We start from the raw sequence: 17,811 nt of genomic DNA, 5'->3' as shown, positions 1-17,811 counted from the left end.
CGGATGGCCGGTCTGCCAGGAGTGCTCGGGGAACCCATCCGCTTCGTGCTGAACTGGGGACGCCGCTACTCCCTCTGGGTGTTCAATTTCGGGCTGGCGTGCTGTGCCATCGAGTTCATCGCGTCCAGCATGGCCCGGCATGACTTCATGCGGCTCGGGGTCATCCCGTTCGCGCACGGGCCACGGCAGGCCGATCTCATGGTCGTGTCCGGGACGGTCACCGACAAGATGGCGCCGGCGATCAAGCGGCTCTACGACCAGATGCCCGAGCCGAAGTATGTGATCTCGTTCGGGTCCTGCTCGAACTGTGGTGGGCCCTACTGGGATTCGTATTCGGTCACGAAGGGCGTCGACCAGATCATCCCGGTGGACGTCTACGTGCCGGGTTGCCCGCCGCGGCCGGAGGCGCTGTTGCACGGCATCCTGCGCCTGCAGGAGAAGATCGCCGCCGAGCAGTCCGGCCCGGGTGGCGTGCACCGCCCCGACCCACTGGCCCTGACCGCCCCGCTGGTGAAGCCGCCGGCGAAGTAACGAGCCGCCCGCGATCAGCTGGTCAACGATGCCGCCGGCGAAGTAACGAGCCGCCCGCGATCAGCTGGTCAACGATGCCGCCGAAAATGACGCAACGATGGCGTGTGCCGAGGCGTCGCCCGGCGCACACATTGCGCTGACCGTGACCGGGCGGCAGGGTGTCAGCCGAGGATCTCCCGGGCGCCCTGGCGGAGCAGTGAAGCGGCGACCGACGTGCCCAGCACGACCGGATCCGTGGCCCACTCGTGGGCGTCCAGCACGGTCTTGCCGTCCAAACTGATCACCCGGGCCCGCAGGCTGATCCGGCCGTCCGGTTCGGTGCGGGCGTGACCGCCGATCGGTGAGCTGCAACTGCCCTGCAGGATGTGCAGCATGGTGCGCTCCGCCTCGGTCTCCAGGCCGGTCCGACGGTCGGCGAGGGCCGCCGCGACCTCCAGCGCCGCATCATCGTCCTGACGGCACTGCAGCACCAGGGTCCCGCTGCCGACGGCCGGCACGAAGGTGTCGACGTCGATGGCCTGTGTGATGCGTTCCGGCATCCCGATCCGGTGGAGGCCGGAGACGGCGAGGAGCAGCACGTCATACTCCCCGGCGTCGAGCCGGGCGAGCCGGGAGTTGGCGTTGCCGCGGATCGGCACGGGTGTGAGGTGTGGCCAGTGCAGGGCGAGCTGGGCGATGCGCCGCACCGCGGAGGTGCCGACCCGGGTGCCGGCGGGCAGGTCGTCGACGCGGCGCCCGGCCGGGTCGACGAGGCAGTCGCGCACGTCGTCGCGGGCCAGGTAGGCGGCGAACACGGTGCCGGCGGGGGCGGGCCGGTCGCCGGGCACGTCCTTGACGCAGTGCACGGCCAGGTCGGCCCGTCCGTCGAGGAGGGCCTGGTCGACCTCTTTGGTGAACGCGCCTTTGCCGCCCAGCTCGGACAGCGAACCCTGCCACCGGTCGCCGCTGGTGGTGAGGGGCACGACCTCGACGGTGATCTCGGGCCGCCGGTCGGCGAGCATCCGCCGGACACGCTCGACCTGGGCGAGTGCCATGGGGGAGGAGCGGGTGCCGATACGCAGCAGGCGTGAAGCGGACATAGCGGAAAGGGTAACCGTTGGCCCCTTCGGGCTGAGTAACGTGGCCGACATGAGGGCCGACTTCATCATCGACGTACTGTCCCGCGAGTTCGGCGAGCTGATGGCGCTCGACCCGGCCGCGTTCCGTCGCAAGTTCCGGAAGATGGCGGCCTCGCCGTTCGCTTTCTACCGGGGCAGCGCTTCGCTTTTCTACGCCGACCTGACCGGCGACTTCCGGGACGACAGTTTCCTCGACGAGCGGACGAGCCGGGTGTGGATCCACGGTGACCTGCACGCGGAGAACTTCGGGACGTACATGAACTCGTCGGGTCGCCTGGTCTTCAACGTCAATGACTTCGACGAGGCGTATGTCGGCCCGTACAGCTGGGATCTGAAGCGGTTCTCGGCGAGTGTCGCGCTGATCGGGTATTCGAAGGCGCTCTCCGACGACAACATCACGGCGCTGGTGACCGAGTTCGCCACGTCCTATCTGACCGAGTTGCGAGCGATCGCACATGGTGGTGACGACGCGATCGGCTCGATCACCCTGGAGAACGCGACGGGTGTGCTGCGCCGGGTGTTGCAGGAGGCCCGGCTGAACACCCGGGTCGACCTGCTCAGCGAGCAGACCACGATCGACGACTACGAGCGCCGGTTCTCGGTCGGCGACGGCGTCTACGACGTGGACGCGGAGACCCATGCGGCGGTACGGGAGGCGTTCGACAGTTACCTCGACACGCTGCCGGCGAACTCCCGTCCGGTGTCGCTGCACATCAAGGACATCAAGCTGCGTAAGGGCGTCGGCATCGGGTCGGCCGGCCTGCCGTCGTACAACCTGCTGCTGGAGGGGCACACCGAGGCCCTGGAGAACGACGTCGTCATCTACATGAAGCAGGCGCAGGTCCCGGCCGTGGCCCGCTGGATCGACGACGAGCGGGTCAGGGGCTACTTCAAACACCAGGGCCACCGTACGGCCGAATCGCAGCGTGCCCTGCAGGCGCACGCCGACCCGTGGCTGGGCTTCACCGAGCTGAACGGGGTGGGGCAGTTGGTGGCGGAGGTCTCCCCGTACGCCGCAGATCTTGACTGGTCCGACGTGAACGAGCCGGAGGAGCTGTCCGGTGTGATCGCCGACCTCGGTCGTGCCGTGGCCCGGATGCACTCGGTCGCCGACGACGAGTCCAGCCACGACCTGGTCGACTTCTCCACCGAGGAGGCGATCGTCGCGGTCGTCGACAAGGACGAGTCCGGTTTCGTGCGGCACCTCGTCGATTTCGCGCACAAGTACGGCGACCAGGCCCGCGAGGACCACCAGGACTTCGTCGACGTCTTCCGCAACGGCCGCCTCCCGGGCTTGTGACTCAGAGCCGTTCGAGGACGGTGGCCACGGCGGCCCGGTGGTCGGCGTCGGAGCTCGGCTCGACGTAGTAGCCCACGCCCTCGGTCGACGCCGAGATGATCAGTGACGCCGTCCGGGGCGTGTCGGGGGAGCACTGCACGGTGGTCTGCTTCTCCGGGGACTGCTCGCCGTTGCCGAGCCCGGCGAAGATCCGTGCCGTGCCGAACCCGAGACAGATCGCCCGGACCCGGTACCGGCCCGCACCGACGGTTCTGTGGTCGTACCCCTCGCCCCCGTCCGAGGCGAAGAACGAGCCACTGGCCACGGCCTCGTCCCGCGTCGGTCCGAGGGCTTCCGTCGCCGCCTCCTGCCATCGGGTCTTGTCCGCCTGGGTCAGGTCGGCGACATACCCGAAGCCGGCCGGTCCGGGACCGCCGTCCCGTGGTATGGGCCGCACCGTCAGCGGCCCACCGGGTTCCGGCACCACCGTCGCCGCGGTCCAGGACGCGCCGTCGGCGGGGCACAGGATCGGCCGCACCGCTGTTCCGAGCATGACCTCCAGGGTGCCCGAGCCGAAGCAGACCATCCGGATCTCGTACGTACCGCCGAGCACCGGGCGCCGTGACTCCGGCATGCCGGAACCGGTGTCCAGGAGGATCTGGCTGAGCCCGGCACGCTGTGGATCGTCGAGCTTGAGCAGGCTGGTGATCCGTTCGGTGAGCACCGCGCCCGAGTAGGTGGGCGGCGTCGCGACCGGCCGGCCGCTGTCTGGGCGGATCACGGCGATCAGGGCGGCCAGCGTCAGCACGGTGACGGCGGCGGCCGCCGAGGTGACGGCCCGTCGGCGGCGGACGGCCCGCCGCAGCGGCTCGGTCCCCGGCGGGCGGACCGTGGGCAGCGTCTCGGCGCGCAGGCCGGCGAAGAGCTGTTCGATCGGGTCGGGCATCACTCGCCTCCGGAGTGGTCGGTCACGTCGAGCCGGGCGGCGAGCGCGGCCCGTCCCCGGTGCAGCCAGGACTTCACGGTGCCGACGGCGACGCCTTCCCGATCGGCGATCTCGGCCACCGGCATGTCGGCCATGTAGTGCAGCACCATCGCCCGGCGCTGGGTGTCCGGCAGGGTTCCGAGCGCGGCGACCAGGGCGACCCGCTCCGGGCCGGGCCCGGCCGACTGCGGTTCGACCCGGGGCTGCCGGCCCAGGAAGCTCAGCGCGGTACGGGCCCGCCGCCACCTGCTGACCGCGAGGTTCCAGGCCACCCGGCGGATCCACGCGACCGGATCGTCGTACCGGGACACGGAGCTCCACCGGACGAGCGCGCGGTAGAACGCCTCCTGCACCACGTCGTGGGCGTCCTGCCGATCCCCGAAGTACGCGTAGAGCTGCACGGTCAGGTCGGCGTAGTGCGCGGCGTACACGTCGTCGAAGGAAGGCACTGCGGTCCGCGGCTCCGTTCCTCGACCGGCGATGGCTGTCACGGTGACTACACGCCCGTACCCGGGGGAGGGTTGCACGGCGGTCCCGGATCATAGGATGGCCTGCATGACGCCCGAAGAGGTCGGTGAACGCCTGGTCCATCTGCTGGCGACCGACGATCCGGAGAAGGGCACGGTCACCTCCGAGGTGTCCGGCGGTGGTCCCGGCCACGCCCGCGCGGTGGTCGACGTGCCGGCCGCCCGCTGGTGGTTCGCGGCCGAGGCGGCCCGTGACGCCGGGGCGCTGGGCTGCGACTTCTTCGACTGGCTCTCCGCGGTGGACGAGCTGGACGGCGGCTTCTCGGTGGTGGCGCACCTCTGGTCGACCCGCCGCAAGCACGCGCTGCTGCTGCGCACCCGGGTGTCGCGCGAGGACCCCGAGGTGGAGTCGCTGGTGGACCTCTACCCGGGCGCCGCCTGGCACGAGCGGGAGACGTTCGAGATGTTCGGGATCACCTTCGCCCGCCATCCCGACCTGCGGCCGCTGCTGCTGCCGCCGGAGTTCGAGGGGCATCCGCTGCGCAAGGAGTTCGTGCTGGCGGCCCGGGTGGCGAAACCCTGGCCGGGCGCCAAGGAGCCGGGAGAGTCCGAAGGCGGTACGGCCAAACGAGCCCCGATGCGCCCGCCCGGTGTCCCCGCCCCCGGCGAGTGGGGCCCGGCCAAGGAGGAGAAGCCATGATCGAGCTCCTCGTCCGGGTCGTCGCCGTGATGGCCGGTTTCCTTGTGCTGCCGCTGCTCGTGGGGCAGGCCGAGCACAAGGTGATGGCGCACATGCAGGGCCGGGTCGGGCCGATGTATGCGGGCGCCTTCCACGGCTGGGCACAGCTGATCGCCGACGGGGTGAAGTTCGTCCAGAAGGAGGACATCACCCCACGGGACGCCGACCGGACGGTGTTCCGGCTGGCGCCGATCGTGGCCCTCTTCCCGTACCTCATCGTGGTCCTGACCATCCCGATCGGTCCCGGCCTGGTGGCGCAGAGCCTGGACATCGGTCTGTTCCTGGTGCTGGCCGTGCTCGGCATCGGCGTGGTCGCGGTGCTGATGTCGGCCTGGGCGTCGGCCAACAAGTACAGCCTGCTCGGCGGCGTCCGTGGCGCCGCCCAGCTGCTCGGTTACGAGCTGCCGCTGGTCCTGGCCGCGGCGAGCGTCGCGATGGCGGCTGGCACGCTGAGCCTGCCCGGCATCGTCGAGGCGTGGCAGCCGTGGTGGCTGATCTGGCAGGCCCCCGCGGCGCTGGTCTTCTTCATCGCGGGCCTGGCCGAGATCCGCCGCCCGCCGTTCGACATGCCGATCGCCGACTCCGAGCTGGTCTTCGGCTACATGACCGAGTACACGGGCTTGCGTTTCGCGTTCTTCCTGCTGGCGGAGTACGTCGGGATCGTGGTGATCGCGGCGCTGACCACGGTGCTGTTCCTCGGCGGCTGGCACGGCCCGTGGGAGGACCAGCTCGGCTGGCTGTGGACGTTCCTGAAGATCGGCGCGCTGTCCTTCGTGATCATCTGGCTGCGCGTCACCTACCCCCGGATGCGCGAGGACCAGCTGCAACGTCTCTGCTGGCTGATCCTGGTCCCGGTCTCGCTGGCCCAGCTGGTCTTGACGGTGGCCGTGAAGTCGCTGCTCTAGGACATGTGGCGGGGTGTCAGCTTCTTGATCGGGATGTCGATGGCCCACGGCTCGGTGACGTTGATCCGCGCGTCGAACACACCGACCGGCCGATAGAGCCCGGCCTCCTGATCGAGGACGCCGGCGTGGACCTCGATCCCGTTCTTGATCTCGACCCGCCAGTAGTGCCGGATCCCCGCTTGCGCGTAGAGGGCGGGTTTGGTGATCCGGTCCATGCTCACCGACGAGGGCGAGACGATCTCGACGGCCAGCACGACCTCGCCCGGCGTGTAGTAACGCCCACCGCGCCGGGCGGCTTCGTCGGTCGCGACCAGCACGTCCGGGATGAACGACCGGGTCGAGCTCATCCGGATCTCCACAGCCTGCGTCACCTGCAGATGGTCCGGACAGGTCTCCTCCAGCGCGACGCCGAGGCGCATGGCGATGATCTGGTGGATGTCCGTGGGGGAAGGGGACACGAGGAGCACTCCATCGAGCAACTCGCGGCGTACGCCGTCTTCGGGAATCTGGTCAAGATCATCAGTGGTCCAGCCGGACGCGTGAGAGAGATCGCTGATCGCCATGGTCATCCGGGCCTCCGAGTGAGGGGGGCATGTCTCACGACTAGCCACTCTACCGGAAGATCCGCCCCACCCGAGGTCGCGCGGGATCACCCAACGGGGCAGGATGGTCCCTTGTGAGTGAGAACGGTGAGCGCAACGTGCCCGGCAAGGGCCTGCTCGACGGGCTCGCCGTAACGCTGAAGACCCTGACGCGGCGATCCACCACCCAGCAGTATCCGGATGTGCAGCCCGACCTGCCGCCACGCTCGCGCGGCGTGATCGCGCTGTCCGAGGAGAACTGCACGGTCTGCATGCTCTGCGCCCGTGAGTGCCCCGACTGGTGCATCTACATCGACTCGCACAAGGAGGAGGTCGTCGTCCCGGGTGCGGCGCGGGCGCGGCAGCGCAACGTGCTGGACCGGTTCGACATCGACTTCTCCCTCTGCATGTATTGCGGGATCTGCATCGAGGTCTGCCCGTTCGACGCGCTGCACTGGACGCCCGAGTTCGAGTATGCGGAGACCGACGTGCTCTCCCTGCTGCACGACAAGACCCGCCTGGGCGAGTGGATGCGTACCGTGCCTCCGCCGCCCGCGCACGACGTGCTCGGCGAGCCTTCCAAGGAGGAGGCCACCGCGGCGCGCAAGGCAGCCGGTCCGGGCGCGGCCACCGCCGCAAAGACCGCAAGACCCGCAGCGGTACGCGCCACACCTCGCACCACCGCACCCCCGGCCGCCCCGCCCGCGCCGGTCCGCCCGGCCGAACCACGACCCTCGGCCGGCGAACCCGGGCCACAGGTCCCGCGGCCCGAAGCGCCGCAGCCGGAGGTCCCCGGAGCCCAGACGCCGAAGCCCGGACCGGAGGCGGACCAGTGACCGTCGCCGACGTGCTGCTGCTCGCGCTCGGCGCCGTCGCCGTCGGCGCGGGCGTCCTGGTCGTCACCAGCGCCCACCTGGTCCGCTCCGGCCTCTACCTGGTCGTCAGCCTGGGCGCGATGGCCGGCCTCTACCTGGTTCTCGGCGCCGAGCTGGTCGCCTGGGTGCAGATCCTGGTCTACGTCGGCGCGGTGGTGGTGCTGCTGCTGTTCGCCGTGATGCTGACCCGCGCCCCGATCGGCCCGTCCACCGACCTGGACCGCCCGGCGCTGCCCGCGGTCCTGATCGGCGGCGGCGCCGGGCTGGGCCTGGCCGCCCTGTTCGCCGACGCCTTCCGCTGGACGTTCTACGCCATGCCGGAGCCGGGCACCGCCGAGCGGGTCGGTGAGCAGATCTTCGGCGGCTGGGTGCTGCCGTTCGAGGTGCTCTCGATCCTGCTGCTGTCCGCCCTGGTCGGCGCGATCGTGCTGTCCCGCCCCGACATCGGTGCCCGGGCCGCGGCGACCGCCACCGAGCACGAGCGGGGTGCCTGATGCACGTCGTGATCCCGTATGTGGTCGGCGCGCTGCTGTTCGGCCTGGGCGTCTACGGCGTCCTGCGGCGGCGCAACGCGATCCTGGTCCTGATGGCCGTCGAGTTGATGCTCAACGCGGTCAACCTGATCCTGATCACCGCGGACGTGTCGCTGCGCCCGGGGCTGACCGGCGTGGTGATCGAGTCGTGGGCCCGGCCCGGGTCGGGGGTCCCGGCCGCCGACACCGGCACGGGCGGTGTGCTGGCGCTGTTCGTGATCGTGCTGGCCGCGGCCGAGGTGGGCGTCGGCCTGGCGATCATCCTGCAGTACTACCGGATGCGGAAGGCGGTCGTGGTCGACGACGTGCGGCTGGACGCCGGTGAGGAGCGGGTGGCCGGGTGAGCGTCGACATCGCCGGGCCGCTGCTTCCGCTCGTACCCCTGCTGGTGGGTCTGATCGGTCTGACCCTGCCCCCGGGCGACGGTGACCGGACCCGCCGCCGTCTCGCCGCCGGAATCGGCACGGCCGGCGCCGCGGTCGCCCTGGTGCTCGCGTTCCGCCTGGTCCTGGAGCCGGCGCAGCCCTCCGACGGGTGGGACACCGGCCTCTCGCTGGCCGTGATCGGCGACCTGGAGGTGCGGTTCAGCACCTACGTCGACGCGGCGGCCGCCTACGTGGCGCTGGCCGTCACGGCGGTCGCCCTGTGCGTGCAGGTCTACTCGATCACCTACCTGCACGACGATCCCCGCTACGCGCCGTACGCCGCCCAGGTCAGCCTCTTCACCGGCGCGATGCTCCTGGTCGTCACCAGCAGCGACCTGATCCTGATGCTGATCGGCTGGGAGGTGATGGGCGCCTGCTCCTACCTGCTGATCGGCCACGACCGCCGGCTGCCGGAAGCGCCCGCCGCCGCCGTGAAGGCGTTCCTGGTCACCCGGACCGGTGACATCGGCTTCCTGCTCGGCATCGCCGTCCTGGTCGCCGACGCGCGCAGCACCCACCTGCCCGAGGTGCTCACCCACGACTACTCGGCCGGCACACTGACCGCGGCGCTGCTGCTGATCCTGGCCGGGGTGGCCGGCAAGAGCGCCCAGTTCCCGCTGCACACCTGGCTGCCGGACGCGATGGCCGGCCCCACCCCGATCTCCGCGCTGATCCACGCCGCCACCATGGTCGCGGCCGGCGTCTACGTGGTGTTCCGGCTCTACCCGCTCTACACGCGGTCCCCGGCCGCGCTGGCGACCCTCGCCGTGATGGCCGCGATCACCATCCTGATCGGCGCGCTCTCGGCCACCGCCCAGGACGACCTGAAACGTGTCCTGGCCTGGTCGACGGTCTCGCAGATCGGCTACATGACCGGCGCCCTGGCCGTCGGTTCACCCGCCGCCGCCCTGTTCCACCTGCTCACCCACGCCGCGTTCAAGGCGCTGCTGTTCCTCGCGGCGGGCGCGGTGATCCACGCGGTCGGCACGAACCTGCTGTCCCGGATGGGCGGGCTGCGGCCGTACATGCCAGTGACGTTCTGGTCGTTCGCGATCGGGCTCGGCGCGCTCGCCGGCCTGCCGCCGCTCTCCGGTTTCTGGTCGAAGGAGAACGTGCTCACCGCGGCCGCCCACGCCACCGAGGGCGGGGAGACCGCCCCGGCCTGGTCCGCCTGGCTGGTCTGGCTGGCCGCGCTGCTGTCGGTCGGTGTCACCGCCTGGTATGCGACGCGGCTGTTGCTGCGCGCGTTCTTCGGCCCGTCCCGCGCCCACGGTCCGGCCGGCCCCGCGTGGGAGGTCGGCTTCGACGACGCCCGCTACCAGGCCCCGGACACCCCGCACGACCCGCCGGCCCCGATGCGCTGGCCGCTGATCCTGCTCGCGATCCCGGCCGCCCTGCTCGGCCTGGCCGCCTTCGCCCCCGGCTTCCGGACCGCCCTCGAACTCGACGACCCGCACCTGGGCGTGGCCGTCGCCCTGCCGATGCTGCTGCTCGCCACCGGCGCCGGCACCGCGTGGTGGCTGTGGCGGGCGGTTCCCGGCACCGACCCGGCGGACGCGCTCGGCCGGGCCCGGCCGTTCCTGGCCGCCGGTTTCCGCCTCGACGACGTCCAGCACCGGCTCGTGGTCCGCCCGGCCGAGGCGCTCGCCCGCTGGGCCACCACCGGCGACACCCGGATCGTCGACGCGGCCGTCATGGGCGCCGGAACCGGCACGTCCCGCGCCGGAGACGCGCTCAAGGAGGCACACCGGCTGCCACTGCCGGCCGCCGCGGTCGCCGTCTGCGCCGCGGCCCTGTTGCTCGGCGCGATCGCCTGGTGGGGAGCCTGATGTACCACGACTACACAGAGCCCACCTGGTCCGCCCAGCAGCTGCTGCTCATCGCCCTCCTCCTGGTGCCCGCCGTGGGCGCCCTCCTGGTCGCGCTGCTCCCGGCCACCCGATCCCGGCTCGTCGCCGTCTCCTTCGCCGCGGTCACCTTCGTGCTGTCGGTGCTGCCGGCCCTGATCCGGCCGGCCGACTTCGGGTGGTTCGCCTACACACCGCTGGACAGCGCGCCGGTGCCGCCCTGGATCGATCTGGACCTGCCGTGGGTGCCGGCGCTCGGGCTGGAGTTCCACCTCGGCGTCGACGGGGTGTCCTACCCGCTGATCGTGCTCACCGGGCTGCTCACGCTGCTCTGCTGCGCGTACACGCCGGCGAAGGGCCTCGCCGCGCTGCTGCTGGTCCTGGAGGTCGGCGTCCTCGGCACCTTCCTCGCCCTGGACCTGATCCTGTTCTTCCTGTTCTTCGAGGTCGTGCTCCTCCCGATGTACGCGGTGATCGCCGGCTGGGGCGGCCCGAACCGCCGTGCCGCGGCCCGCAAGTTCGTGCTCTACACCCTGGCCGGCTCGGTTCTGCTGCTGCTCGGTGTCCTCCTCGTCGTCACGAAGGCGGGCACCGGCGACCTGGTCCTGCTCGCCGCCTCCCCGCCCCTCGACCGCACCACCCAGTACACGGCGTTCGCCCTGCTGGCCGTCGCGTTCGCGGTGAAGGCGCCGCTCTGGCCCCTGCACACCTGGCTGCCCGACGCGCACACCGAGGCCCCGACGGTCGGCTCGGTGATCCTGGCCGGGGTGCTGCTGAAGATGGGCACGTACGGCCTGATCCGCGTCGGCCTGAGCGTCGCCCCCGACGGCGCCGCGTGGGCGTCCCCGGTGCTCGGCGTCCTGGCCGTGGTCGCGATCATCGCGGGCGCCCTGATCTGCCTGCGCCAGACCGAGCTGAAACGCCTGATCGCCTACTCCAGCGTCGGCCACATGGGTTTCGTGCTCCTCGGCATCGCCACCCTGTCGGTCGCCGGCATCCAGGCCGCCCTGCTCGGCAACGTCGCCCACGGCCTGATCACCGGTCTGCTGTTCTTCCTCGCCGGAACGATCAAGGACCGGGCCGGCACCGGCTCGCTCAACCAGCTCAGCGGCCTCCGCGAGACCGCCCCGCGACTGGCGGCGCTCCTCGGTTTCGCCGCCATCGCCTCCCTCGGCCTCCCCGGCCTGGCCGGCTTCTGGGGTGAGGCGTTCGCGGTGATCGCCGCCGTCGACCGGGGCGGCCCGTTCTGGACGACGCTGGCCGCGGTCGCCGCCGTCGGGGGCGCGCTGACCGCCGCCTACTTCCTGCGCCTGTTGCGCCGGGTGACGCACGGCCCGGCCACCCCCGAGGTACGGTCCGTCCGCCCCGCCATCACCGCCACCGAATGGCTGGCCTGGTCCCCGCTGATCCTGCTGACCCTGGCCGTCGGCATCGCACCCGCCCTGGTCCTCTCCGACACCGCCCTGCCCCTGGCCACCCTGCTGGGAATTCAGCCATGACCGCCCGGGCCGTTGCCGCCGGCGCTGTTCTCGAACCGCGCGCCGCCCGCGCTGTTCTTGGAGCCCGTGCCGCCTCCACCGTCGATCTGCCCGGAGTCCGCCGATGAGAAGCCAGGCCGTCGACCACATCGCCCTGCTGCCGCTCTACATCGCCGCCGCCACCGCCGTCCTGGCTCTCCTCGCCGACCTGTTCACCGGGAAACGGCAGGTGATCCTCGGCGTGACGGTCCTCGGCGCGATCGCCACCGCCGTCACCGCGCTGGCCGTCGGCCGGTGGGACCCGACGTTCTGTGTCCCCGGCGGCTGCTCCTGGGTGCCGACCGGACCGGCCGCCGTGACCGCTGCGCTCTTCGCCGCCCTGACCGCCGGAGTCCTGGCCTTCTCCGCGCCCACGCTGCGCATCGGCGCCGCTCCGGCCGGCGAGTACTGCTTCCTGCTGGCCTGTTCGATGACCGGCGGCGTCACCGTCGCCTACGCCGGTGACCTGCTCACCCTGATCGTCGGCCTGGAGACCCTGACCCTCCCGCTGTACGTCCTGGTAGGCCTCCGCCGCTACGCCCGCATCGAACGCCCGACGACGCGCCCGGCCGAGGCCTCCGTGACGTTCTTCCTGATCAGCGTCATCTCGACAGCGATCGCCCTGCTCGGCATCGCCCTCAACTACGCCGCCACCGGAACCGTCCATCTGGCCCTCCTGGGCACCGCCGCCACCCCGTACGCCGCCCTCGCCGGAGTCGGCGCGGCCCTGCTGGTGATCGGCCTGGCCTTCAAGGTCGCCGCCGTGCCACTGCACGCCTGGGCGCCCACCACCTACGACGGCGCTCCGGTGCCGATCGCCGCGTACCTCTCCACCGCCTCCAAGCTGGGCGGCGTGGTGGCCCTGGCCGCCGTCGTGGCCCGCCTGGACGCGGGCGCCGTGATGTCCGCGCTGGCCGTGCTGACCATGACCGTCGGCAACCTGGTGGCCCTCCGCCAGACCCGCATGGTCCGCCTGCTCGCCTGGTCCTCGGTCGCTCAGGCCGGTTACATCCTGGCCGCCCTGGCCATGGGCGCCGCCGGTGTCCCGGCCGCTCTCGCCTACGCCGCGTTCTTCGTCGTCCTCGAACTGATCGCCTTCGGCGTGGTGGTGGCCCTCCGCCCACCGGTGACCCTGATCCCGACAGCCGAACAGGCCGAAGCCGACGGCGGAACCCTGGAGGACTTCCGCGGCGCCGCCCGCCGCCACCCGTGGCTGGGGGCTGCTTTCGTGCTGGCGCTGGCCGGTCTGGCCGGTCTCCCCCCGGGCCTGGCCGGCCTGTTCGCCAAGGTGACGGTCGTCGAGTCGCTGGTGGCCGAGGGCTGGATCTGGCTGGCCGCCGTAGTGGTGATCAACGCGGTGATCGCCCTGGCCTACTACGTCCGGGTGTCCGCTCTCCTCTACACGCTCCCCGAACACCCCGGCATCCACGTGGCCGACCCCGCCCTGATGTACGACGCCACCCACCCCCGCCACCGGGTCGCCACCCCGATCGCCGCCGCCCTCACCGCTGCCGCCGTGACGGCCCTGGCCCTGGGCTTCGCCCCCCAGCTACTCCTGAACGCCCTGACGTAGCCGATCAGGTAGCGGGTGGCCTGACCTCTCCCGTGCCCCGGAGGCGGCCAACGCACGGCGCAAGCCCGCAAGGTCTCCTGGTCGGCTCGGGGGTCGTCGACCAGGCGCAGGTAGTCGGCGGGCGTGCGTTCGCGGGGCAGCAGATCGTCGATGCCGGGCATCTCAGCCGGGCGTGGCGGCCAGGCGCTTCTCGATGTCGGCGCGTAGCTGGGGCGGGAGGGCGTCGGCCACCAGCAGGCGGGACAGGTGCTGCGGATGGTGCATGTAGATGTCGAACGCCTCGGCGATCGTCAGACCGTGCGCGGGACGCTCCAGCAGCTCGATGCGCGCGCCGGGCTCGATCTCGCCTTCCTGGAGGATGCGCAGGTAGGCGCCGGTGCGGCCGGCGGCGGTGAAACGCTTGATCCAGCGCGGCTCGGCCATCCGGTGCTGGAACGTGGAGCACGGGATGCGGCCGAACGTGGTTTCCAGGACGACCTGGTCGCCGATCTGCCAGCGGTCGCCGATGAGGGCGTTGTAGAGGTCCAGGCCCTCGGTGGTCAGGTTTTCACCGAACAGGCCGGGCGCCAGGTCGCGGCCCAGCTCGGCGGACCACCAGGCGTAGTCCTCCACGGAGTACGCGTACACCGCCTGGTCGTCGCCGCCGTGGTGTTTCACGTCGCCGATGAAGTCGCCGACCACGCCACTGTGCAGGCCGGTCGTCTTGGGGCCGGGGCGGCGGACCGTGACCGGGTGGTCGACGGGACGCTTGCCGATGCCGGTGCCCGTGGTCTGTTTCGCGGGGTTCGGCTCGGAGCGGCCCACGTTGAGGGAGACGAGACGGCCCACGCCGGAGGAAAGGGTCATCGGGAGAACTCCACCACCGCTCGGTCTTCGATCGGCCGGTAGCCCAGCCGGGGGTACAGGGCGTTGCTTGTCGGGTTCGCCAAGTCGGTGAAGAGGACCACGTCCGTCGCTCCGGCGTCCAGCGCATTTCGGGTCGCCGCCGTGGTCGCGGCCGCGGCGAAACCCTGCCTGCGGTGCTCGGGCGGCGTCCAGACGTACTGCACACGGGCCATTCCGGCCTCCGGCCGGGTATGAACGGCCATCGACAGGGGTACGCCGTCCGCCTCCCACAGAACGATCCCGCCGTGCCCCAGACGGTCGTCGACGAGGGCGCCGAGATCCTCCGGCTGCTCGCCGATGTAGTCGTGGAAGTCGCGGAACCAGCCGATCAACAGTGGACGGTCGCCGGGCGTGGCGAGGCGGGCCGCGCCGGGCGGGCACGGGTCGGGCGGGATGAGCACGTCGAGCTGGAAGAGCCGGGTCTCCCGGCCGGTCCGGGCGGTGCCGCCGGCGCGGGCCAGCCACGCGTCGATGAAGGCGGCCGCGTCACCGGCGAGCAGATTGACGGCACCCAGGGGGTACGGGGAGAGCGCGGCCGCGGCGGCGGAGACGGCTTCGGGTGGCAGCTCGGTCAGTGTCACCGGGTAGGGCGGCGTCTGCAGCAGGGCGCCTCGCACCTCCCCGGATTCCGACGTCCACCAGCCGAGGATCGGATCGCTCCGGCCGTACACATGCGGGCCCTGGGACAGCAGGGCCGCGGTGACCGTGAGCAGAACGGTGTGCCGGACGGGCGACGAACGCAGGAAAGAACCGGCGTTCTCGGCGAAAGCCGAGACGTCGGAGGTGACGTGCCAGGTCATCGGCGCCACGCTTTCGCGATGCGGGCCAGGCTGTCGATCCTGGTCGCCGGGTCGTGGACAGCGCCCGCGAGCATGAGTTCGTCCGCATCGGTACGGTCGGCCAGCTCCTCCAGGGCAGCGACGACATCCTCGGCGGTGCCGGTGAACTGGGTGCCGGGCAGCGACTCCAGCGCCAGCCGGTCGGTGTCGGACAGCTGCTGCTGGGCGGCGGTCTCCGGCGACACGATCGGGCCGAGCCGACCGGTCCGCAAACTGAGCGCCATCACCCGGCTCGGGCCGGCCAGGCGATACGCCTCCTCGGCGGTCTCGGCGGCCAGGACCGAGGCACTGACCATCACCCAGGGCAACGGGTAGCGCGGTGACGGCTGGTAGTCGTCGCGGTAATGCCGTAACGCGCCGTCCACATCGGAGTTACGGGCGAAGTGGTAGGCGAAACAGAACGGCAGGCCCAGGGCGGCCGCGAGCTGCGCGCCGTAGGTGGACGAGCCGAGGATCCACACCTCGGGAAACGACTCGGCGACCGGGGTAGCGGTGAGCCGGCCGGTCGGCACCCGTTCGTCGCCGAGCAGGCCGAGCAACGTCTTCATGTGCTCGGGGAAATGCTCGACCGTCAGGTAGGGCGAGACGCCCCGCAACGCCGCCGCGGTCGCCTGGTCGGTGCCGGGCGCGCGGCCGATGCCGAGGTCGACCCGGCCCGGATAGAGCGCCTCCAGCAGGGCGAACTGCTCGGCCACCACGAACGGCATGTGGTTCGGCAGCATCACCCCGCCGGAGCCGACCCGGATGTCACGGGTGTGCGCCGCGATCGCGCCGATCAGCACCGGCGGTGACGTCGACGCGACGGCCGGCATGTTGTGGTGCTCGGCCACCCAGAAGCGGGAGAAGCCCAGCTGATCGGCGGCCACGGCGATCTCGACCGTGCCGCGCAGCGCATCGGCGCTGGTCTGGCCCTCGCTGACGGTGGCCAGGTCGAGCACGGAGAGCGGAACGCGTTTCGGTGCGGTCATGCGGAGCTCAATCTTTCCGGTTCTGTTTACGGATCGTCTGCACACCCACGGTCACCGCGCCGAGCGCGGCGCCGGGCACCAGCAGCCAGATCGGCCACGGGTAGACCCCACCGTCGACCGACACGGTGACTAGGGCGTAGACGACGGCATTCACCGCGGCGAGAGCGCCGAAGATCGTCCAGAGCACGATCAGGGCGGTCGGCAGGCGGCGAATCCCGTCGGCGGCGCCCCGCCCGGGACGGGGCAGGTCACGCACGAGGGCGAGCAACTCGGAATGGGTACGGGCGGCGTACGCCAGACCGATGCGCTCGTCATACTCATGCAACGACAGACGGCCCTCATCGAGCGCGAACTTCAGCCGGTCGGCGATCTGCTGGCGATCCGCATCAGCGGCACGCATGCCTTCGACCTCTTTGGACATCGCCGCCCCCTCGTCACCCGACTCCCCGTCAGGCTATCGCGGCCGATGCTCAGACGAGGTCCGTGGCGAGGCGCTCACCGGCGTGCCGGTCGGCCCGGGCCATCGAGCCCTCCGGGATCGCGGCGACCGCGGCGGCCAGCAGCAGCACCGCCGACGCGAACACGAACGCCCACGGCAGGCCGCCCGGCTGGTCGACGATCACCCCGGCCAGGGCGCCGCCGGCTGCGCTGCCGCTCACTGAGACGGTCACCATCCAGGTGTACGCCTCGTTCAGCATGCCGGCCGGGGCGAGCCGGCCGACCAGGCTGTTCTCCACGGTGAGCGCGGGCGCGATGGTGGCGCCACCGAGGACCAGGGCCGCGCCCAGCCAGATCGGCGCCGGCATGAACGCCAGCACCAGGAAACTCGCCGACACCGCGGCCAGCAGCCAGGCGAACTGCCGGGACAACGCCATCGCCGGGCGGCGGGTGCCGAACCAGATGCCACCGATCGTGCTGCCGATCCCCCACACGCCGAGCAGCACGCCACCCAGGGCCTCGCCGCCACCGTGCTGAGCCGCATAGGCCGGGACGATCACGCCGGCCGCGCCGAACGAGGTGCCGAGCGCGGTTACGCACAGCAGCAACGCCGGGAACCCGCCCACCCGCAGCGGGCCCAGGCCCTTGGCCGCGGTCGCCGGGTCATGCCCGCCACGACGCCGCATCACCGGCAGCCGGGCCACCCACGCGGTGCCCACCAGCGTGACGACACCGGCGCAGATCAGCGCGGCCGCCGGCTGGGCGGTGGCCACCAGGAACGCCGCGACCAGCATCGGGCCGAGCACGAACACCAGCTCGAACAGCGAGGTCTCGGCGGCGATCGCGGCCGACCGCAGATCGGAGCGGCCGGTGCCCGGAGCGGTCATGTCCGTCCACGCGCGCCGGATCGCCGCGGTCGACGGAGGGTACGTGGCGCCGGCCGCCGCCGACGCCGCGAAGATCCACGGCAGGTCGTCGACCCCGCCCCGGCTCGCCAGCAGCAGGGCGGCCAGCGCCAGCGGATGCAGGATCGCCGTGGCCAGCAGGATCGGGCCGGCGCCGATGCGATCGGCGAGCCGGCCGGCGACCGGGCTCAGCGCCGCGCCGGCCAGCGCGTAGACGCCACCGGCCAGACCGGCGGCCGCGTATCGCCCAGTCGTCTGCTCCACCAGCAGGAGCAGCGCCAGCGGGGTCATGCCGATGCCCAGGCGGGCCAGGATGCCGATGACCAGCAGAACCTTCGCCCCGGGCAGATGCCACACGCCGAGATACTGCCGTAATGCGGTCACAGGAGGGCCTCCGGCTG

Annotated in this window: 19 protein-coding genes; 10 read left to right on the top strand and 9 right to left on the bottom strand. The window is 71.7% G+C overall.

Translation table 11 applies throughout. From position 1 onward, the window contains the following. The first annotated feature begins 3 nt into the window (after positions 1–3). On the top strand, positions 4–531 hold the full coding sequence (locus BM290_RS27830; protein WP_093618816.1) for an NADH-quinone oxidoreductase subunit B: 528 nt from the start codon (positions 4–6) through the stop codon (positions 529–531). Between the two features lie 161 nt (positions 532–692). On the opposite strand, the gene hemC is transcribed toward BM290_RS27830, so the two are convergent. Then, a complete protein-coding gene (gene hemC / locus BM290_RS27825; RefSeq protein ID WP_093618815.1) occupies positions 693–1,610 on the bottom strand; it encodes a hydroxymethylbilane synthase in 918 nt (305 codons plus the stop codon). Positions 1,611–1,659: 49 nt separating this feature from the next. On the opposite strand from hemC, the gene BM290_RS27820 reads away from it, so the two are divergent. Next, the gene (locus tag BM290_RS27820) at positions 1,660–2,949 is read left to right on the top strand and encodes a DUF2252 domain-containing protein (RefSeq protein WP_093618941.1); all 1,290 of its coding nucleotides are present in this window, start codon (positions 1,660–1,662) and stop codon (positions 2,947–2,949) included. A gap of 1 nt (position 2,950) precedes the next feature. On the opposite strand, the gene BM290_RS27815 is transcribed toward BM290_RS27820, so the two are convergent. Both BM290_RS27815 and BM290_RS27810 read right to left on the bottom strand, forming a co-directional pair. Next, positions 2,951–3,874 (bottom strand): hypothetical protein, encoded by a 924-nt coding sequence (locus tag BM290_RS27815; protein WP_093618814.1) that lies wholly within the window; start codon positions 3,872–3,874, stop codon positions 2,951–2,953. After that, complete coding sequence (locus BM290_RS27810) at positions 3,874–4,362, bottom strand: RNA polymerase sigma factor (protein WP_307837946.1); 489 nt, start codon at positions 4,360–4,362, stop codon at positions 3,874–3,876. The genes BM290_RS27815 and BM290_RS27810 overlap by 1 nt, the downstream gene beginning before the upstream one ends. A gap of 106 nt (positions 4,363–4,468) precedes the next feature. Here BM290_RS27810 and BM290_RS27805 point away from each other — a divergent pair, with 106 nt between their 5' ends. Both BM290_RS27805 and nuoH read left to right on the top strand, forming a co-directional pair. Then, a complete protein-coding gene (locus BM290_RS27805; protein ID WP_093618812.1) occupies positions 4,469–5,080 on the top strand; it encodes an NADH-quinone oxidoreductase subunit C in 612 nt (203 codons plus the stop codon). Then, the gene (nuoH, locus tag BM290_RS27800; RefSeq protein WP_093618811.1) at positions 5,077–6,024 is read left to right on the top strand and encodes an NADH-quinone oxidoreductase subunit NuoH; all 948 of its coding nucleotides are present in this window, start codon (positions 5,077–5,079) and stop codon (positions 6,022–6,024) included. Before BM290_RS27805 ends, nuoH begins: the two co-directional genes overlap by 4 nt. On the opposite strand, the gene BM290_RS27795 is transcribed toward nuoH, so the two are convergent. Beyond that, the gene (locus BM290_RS27795) at positions 6,021–6,587 is read right to left on the bottom strand and encodes a Uma2 family endonuclease (protein WP_244903950.1); all 567 of its coding nucleotides are present in this window, start codon (positions 6,585–6,587) and stop codon (positions 6,021–6,023) included. The two genes, nuoH and BM290_RS27795, sit on opposite strands and share 4 nt — an antisense overlap. A gap of 113 nt (positions 6,588–6,700) precedes the next feature. On the opposite strand from BM290_RS27795, the gene BM290_RS27790 reads away from it, so the two are divergent. The 6 genes from BM290_RS27790 (at position 6,701) to BM290_RS27765 (ending at position 13,375) form a co-directional block, all read left to right on the top strand. Next, positions 6,701–7,441 carry a NuoI/complex I 23 kDa subunit family protein gene (locus tag BM290_RS27790; protein WP_093618809.1) on the top strand — a complete coding sequence of 247 codons (741 nt, stop codon included), beginning with the start codon at positions 6,701–6,703 and terminating at the stop codon, positions 7,439–7,441. Beyond that, complete coding sequence (locus tag BM290_RS27785) at positions 7,438–7,974, top strand: NADH-quinone oxidoreductase subunit J family protein (RefSeq protein WP_093618808.1); 537 nt, start codon at positions 7,438–7,440, stop codon at positions 7,972–7,974. The genes BM290_RS27790 and BM290_RS27785 overlap by 4 nt, the downstream gene beginning before the upstream one ends. Beyond that, the gene (locus tag BM290_RS27780) at positions 7,974–8,357 is read left to right on the top strand and encodes an NADH-quinone oxidoreductase subunit NuoK (RefSeq protein ID WP_093618807.1); all 384 of its coding nucleotides are present in this window, start codon (positions 7,974–7,976) and stop codon (positions 8,355–8,357) included. Before BM290_RS27785 ends, BM290_RS27780 begins: the two co-directional genes overlap by 1 nt. Continuing rightward, a complete protein-coding gene (locus BM290_RS27775; protein WP_093618806.1) occupies positions 8,354–10,267 on the top strand; it encodes an NADH-quinone oxidoreductase subunit 5 family protein in 1,914 nt (637 codons plus the stop codon). Before BM290_RS27780 ends, BM290_RS27775 begins: the two co-directional genes overlap by 4 nt. Further along, positions 10,267–11,784 (top strand): complex I subunit 4 family protein, encoded by a 1,518-nt coding sequence (locus tag BM290_RS27770; RefSeq protein ID WP_093618940.1) that lies wholly within the window; start codon positions 10,267–10,269, stop codon positions 11,782–11,784. The genes BM290_RS27775 and BM290_RS27770 overlap by 1 nt, the downstream gene beginning before the upstream one ends. A gap of 103 nt (positions 11,785–11,887) precedes the next feature. Further along, a complete protein-coding gene (locus BM290_RS27765) occupies positions 11,888–13,375 on the top strand; it encodes an NADH-quinone oxidoreductase subunit N (RefSeq protein WP_093618805.1) in 1,488 nt (495 codons plus the stop codon). Between the two features lie 162 nt (positions 13,376–13,537). Here BM290_RS27765 and BM290_RS27760 read toward each other — a convergent pair whose 3' ends face one another. The 5 genes from BM290_RS27760 to BM290_RS27740 all read right to left on the bottom strand — a co-directional run bounded on the left by BM290_RS27760 (position 13,538) and on the right by BM290_RS27740 (position 17,794). Then, entirely contained in the window at positions 13,538–14,203 is a 666-nt protein-coding gene (locus BM290_RS27760) for an MOSC domain-containing protein (protein WP_093618939.1), read from the bottom strand. A 14-nt stretch (positions 14,204–14,217) separates the two neighbouring features. Next, entirely contained in the window at positions 14,218–15,060 is an 843-nt protein-coding gene (locus tag BM290_RS27755; RefSeq protein WP_093618938.1) for a GNAT family N-acetyltransferase, read from the bottom strand. After that, a complete protein-coding gene (locus BM290_RS27750; protein ID WP_093618804.1) occupies positions 15,057–16,067 on the bottom strand; it encodes an LLM class flavin-dependent oxidoreductase in 1,011 nt (336 codons plus the stop codon). The genes BM290_RS27755 and BM290_RS27750 overlap by 4 nt, the downstream gene beginning before the upstream one ends. Before the next feature lie 7 nt (positions 16,068–16,074). After that, a complete protein-coding gene (locus tag BM290_RS27745; protein ID WP_093618803.1) occupies positions 16,075–16,467 on the bottom strand; it encodes a DUF1707 SHOCT-like domain-containing protein in 393 nt (130 codons plus the stop codon). A gap of 70 nt (positions 16,468–16,537) precedes the next feature. Beyond that, positions 16,538–17,794, bottom strand: coding sequence for an MFS transporter (locus BM290_RS27740; RefSeq protein ID WP_093618802.1), 1,257 nt, complete (start codon positions 17,792–17,794; stop codon positions 16,538–16,540). Between the last annotated feature and the right edge of the window lie 17 nt (positions 17,795–17,811).

This window comes from Actinoplanes philippinensis (assembly GCF_900113015.1).
Lineage (GTDB): Bacteria > Actinomycetota > Actinomycetes > Mycobacteriales > Micromonosporaceae > Actinoplanes > Actinoplanes philippinensis.
This window is presented reverse-complemented; position numbering and strand designations above follow the sequence as displayed.

What these genes read in the sequence shown, in the direction of transcription:
- BM290_RS27830 (WP_093618816.1), top strand. Translation starts at nt 4, where the DNA reads ATGGCCGGTCTGCCAGGAGTGCTCGGGGAACCCATCCGCTTCGTGCTG.
- hemC (WP_093618815.1), bottom strand. Translation starts at nt 1,610, where the DNA reads ATGTCCGCTTCACGCCTGCTGCGTATCGGCACCCGCTCCTCCCCCATG.
- BM290_RS27820 (WP_093618941.1), top strand. Translation starts at nt 1,660, where the DNA reads ATGAGGGCCGACTTCATCATCGACGTACTGTCCCGCGAGTTCGGCGAG.
- BM290_RS27815 (WP_093618814.1), bottom strand. Translation starts at nt 3,874, where the DNA reads ATGCCCGACCCGATCGAACAGCTCTTCGCCGGCCTGCGCGCCGAGACG.
- BM290_RS27805 (WP_093618812.1), top strand. Translation starts at nt 4,469, where the DNA reads ATGACGCCCGAAGAGGTCGGTGAACGCCTGGTCCATCTGCTGGCGACC.
- nuoH (WP_093618811.1), top strand. Translation starts at nt 5,077, where the DNA reads ATGATCGAGCTCCTCGTCCGGGTCGTCGCCGTGATGGCCGGTTTCCTT.
- BM290_RS27795 (WP_244903950.1), bottom strand. Translation starts at nt 6,587, where the DNA reads ATGGCGATCAGCGATCTCTCTCACGCGTCCGGCTGGACCACTGATGAT.
- BM290_RS27780 (WP_093618807.1), top strand. Translation starts at nt 7,974, where the DNA reads ATGCACGTCGTGATCCCGTATGTGGTCGGCGCGCTGCTGTTCGGCCTG.
- BM290_RS27770 (WP_093618940.1), top strand. Translation starts at nt 10,267, where the DNA reads ATGTACCACGACTACACAGAGCCCACCTGGTCCGCCCAGCAGCTGCTG.
- BM290_RS27765 (WP_093618805.1), top strand. Translation starts at nt 11,888, where the DNA reads ATGAGAAGCCAGGCCGTCGACCACATCGCCCTGCTGCCGCTCTACATC.
- BM290_RS27755 (WP_093618938.1), bottom strand. Translation starts at nt 15,060, where the DNA reads ATGACCTGGCACGTCACCTCCGACGTCTCGGCTTTCGCCGAGAACGCC.
- BM290_RS27750 (WP_093618804.1), bottom strand. Translation starts at nt 16,067, where the DNA reads ATGACCGCACCGAAACGCGTTCCGCTCTCCGTGCTCGACCTGGCCACC.
- BM290_RS27745 (WP_093618803.1), bottom strand. Translation starts at nt 16,467, where the DNA reads ATGCGTGCCGCTGATGCGGATCGCCAGCAGATCGCCGACCGGCTGAAG.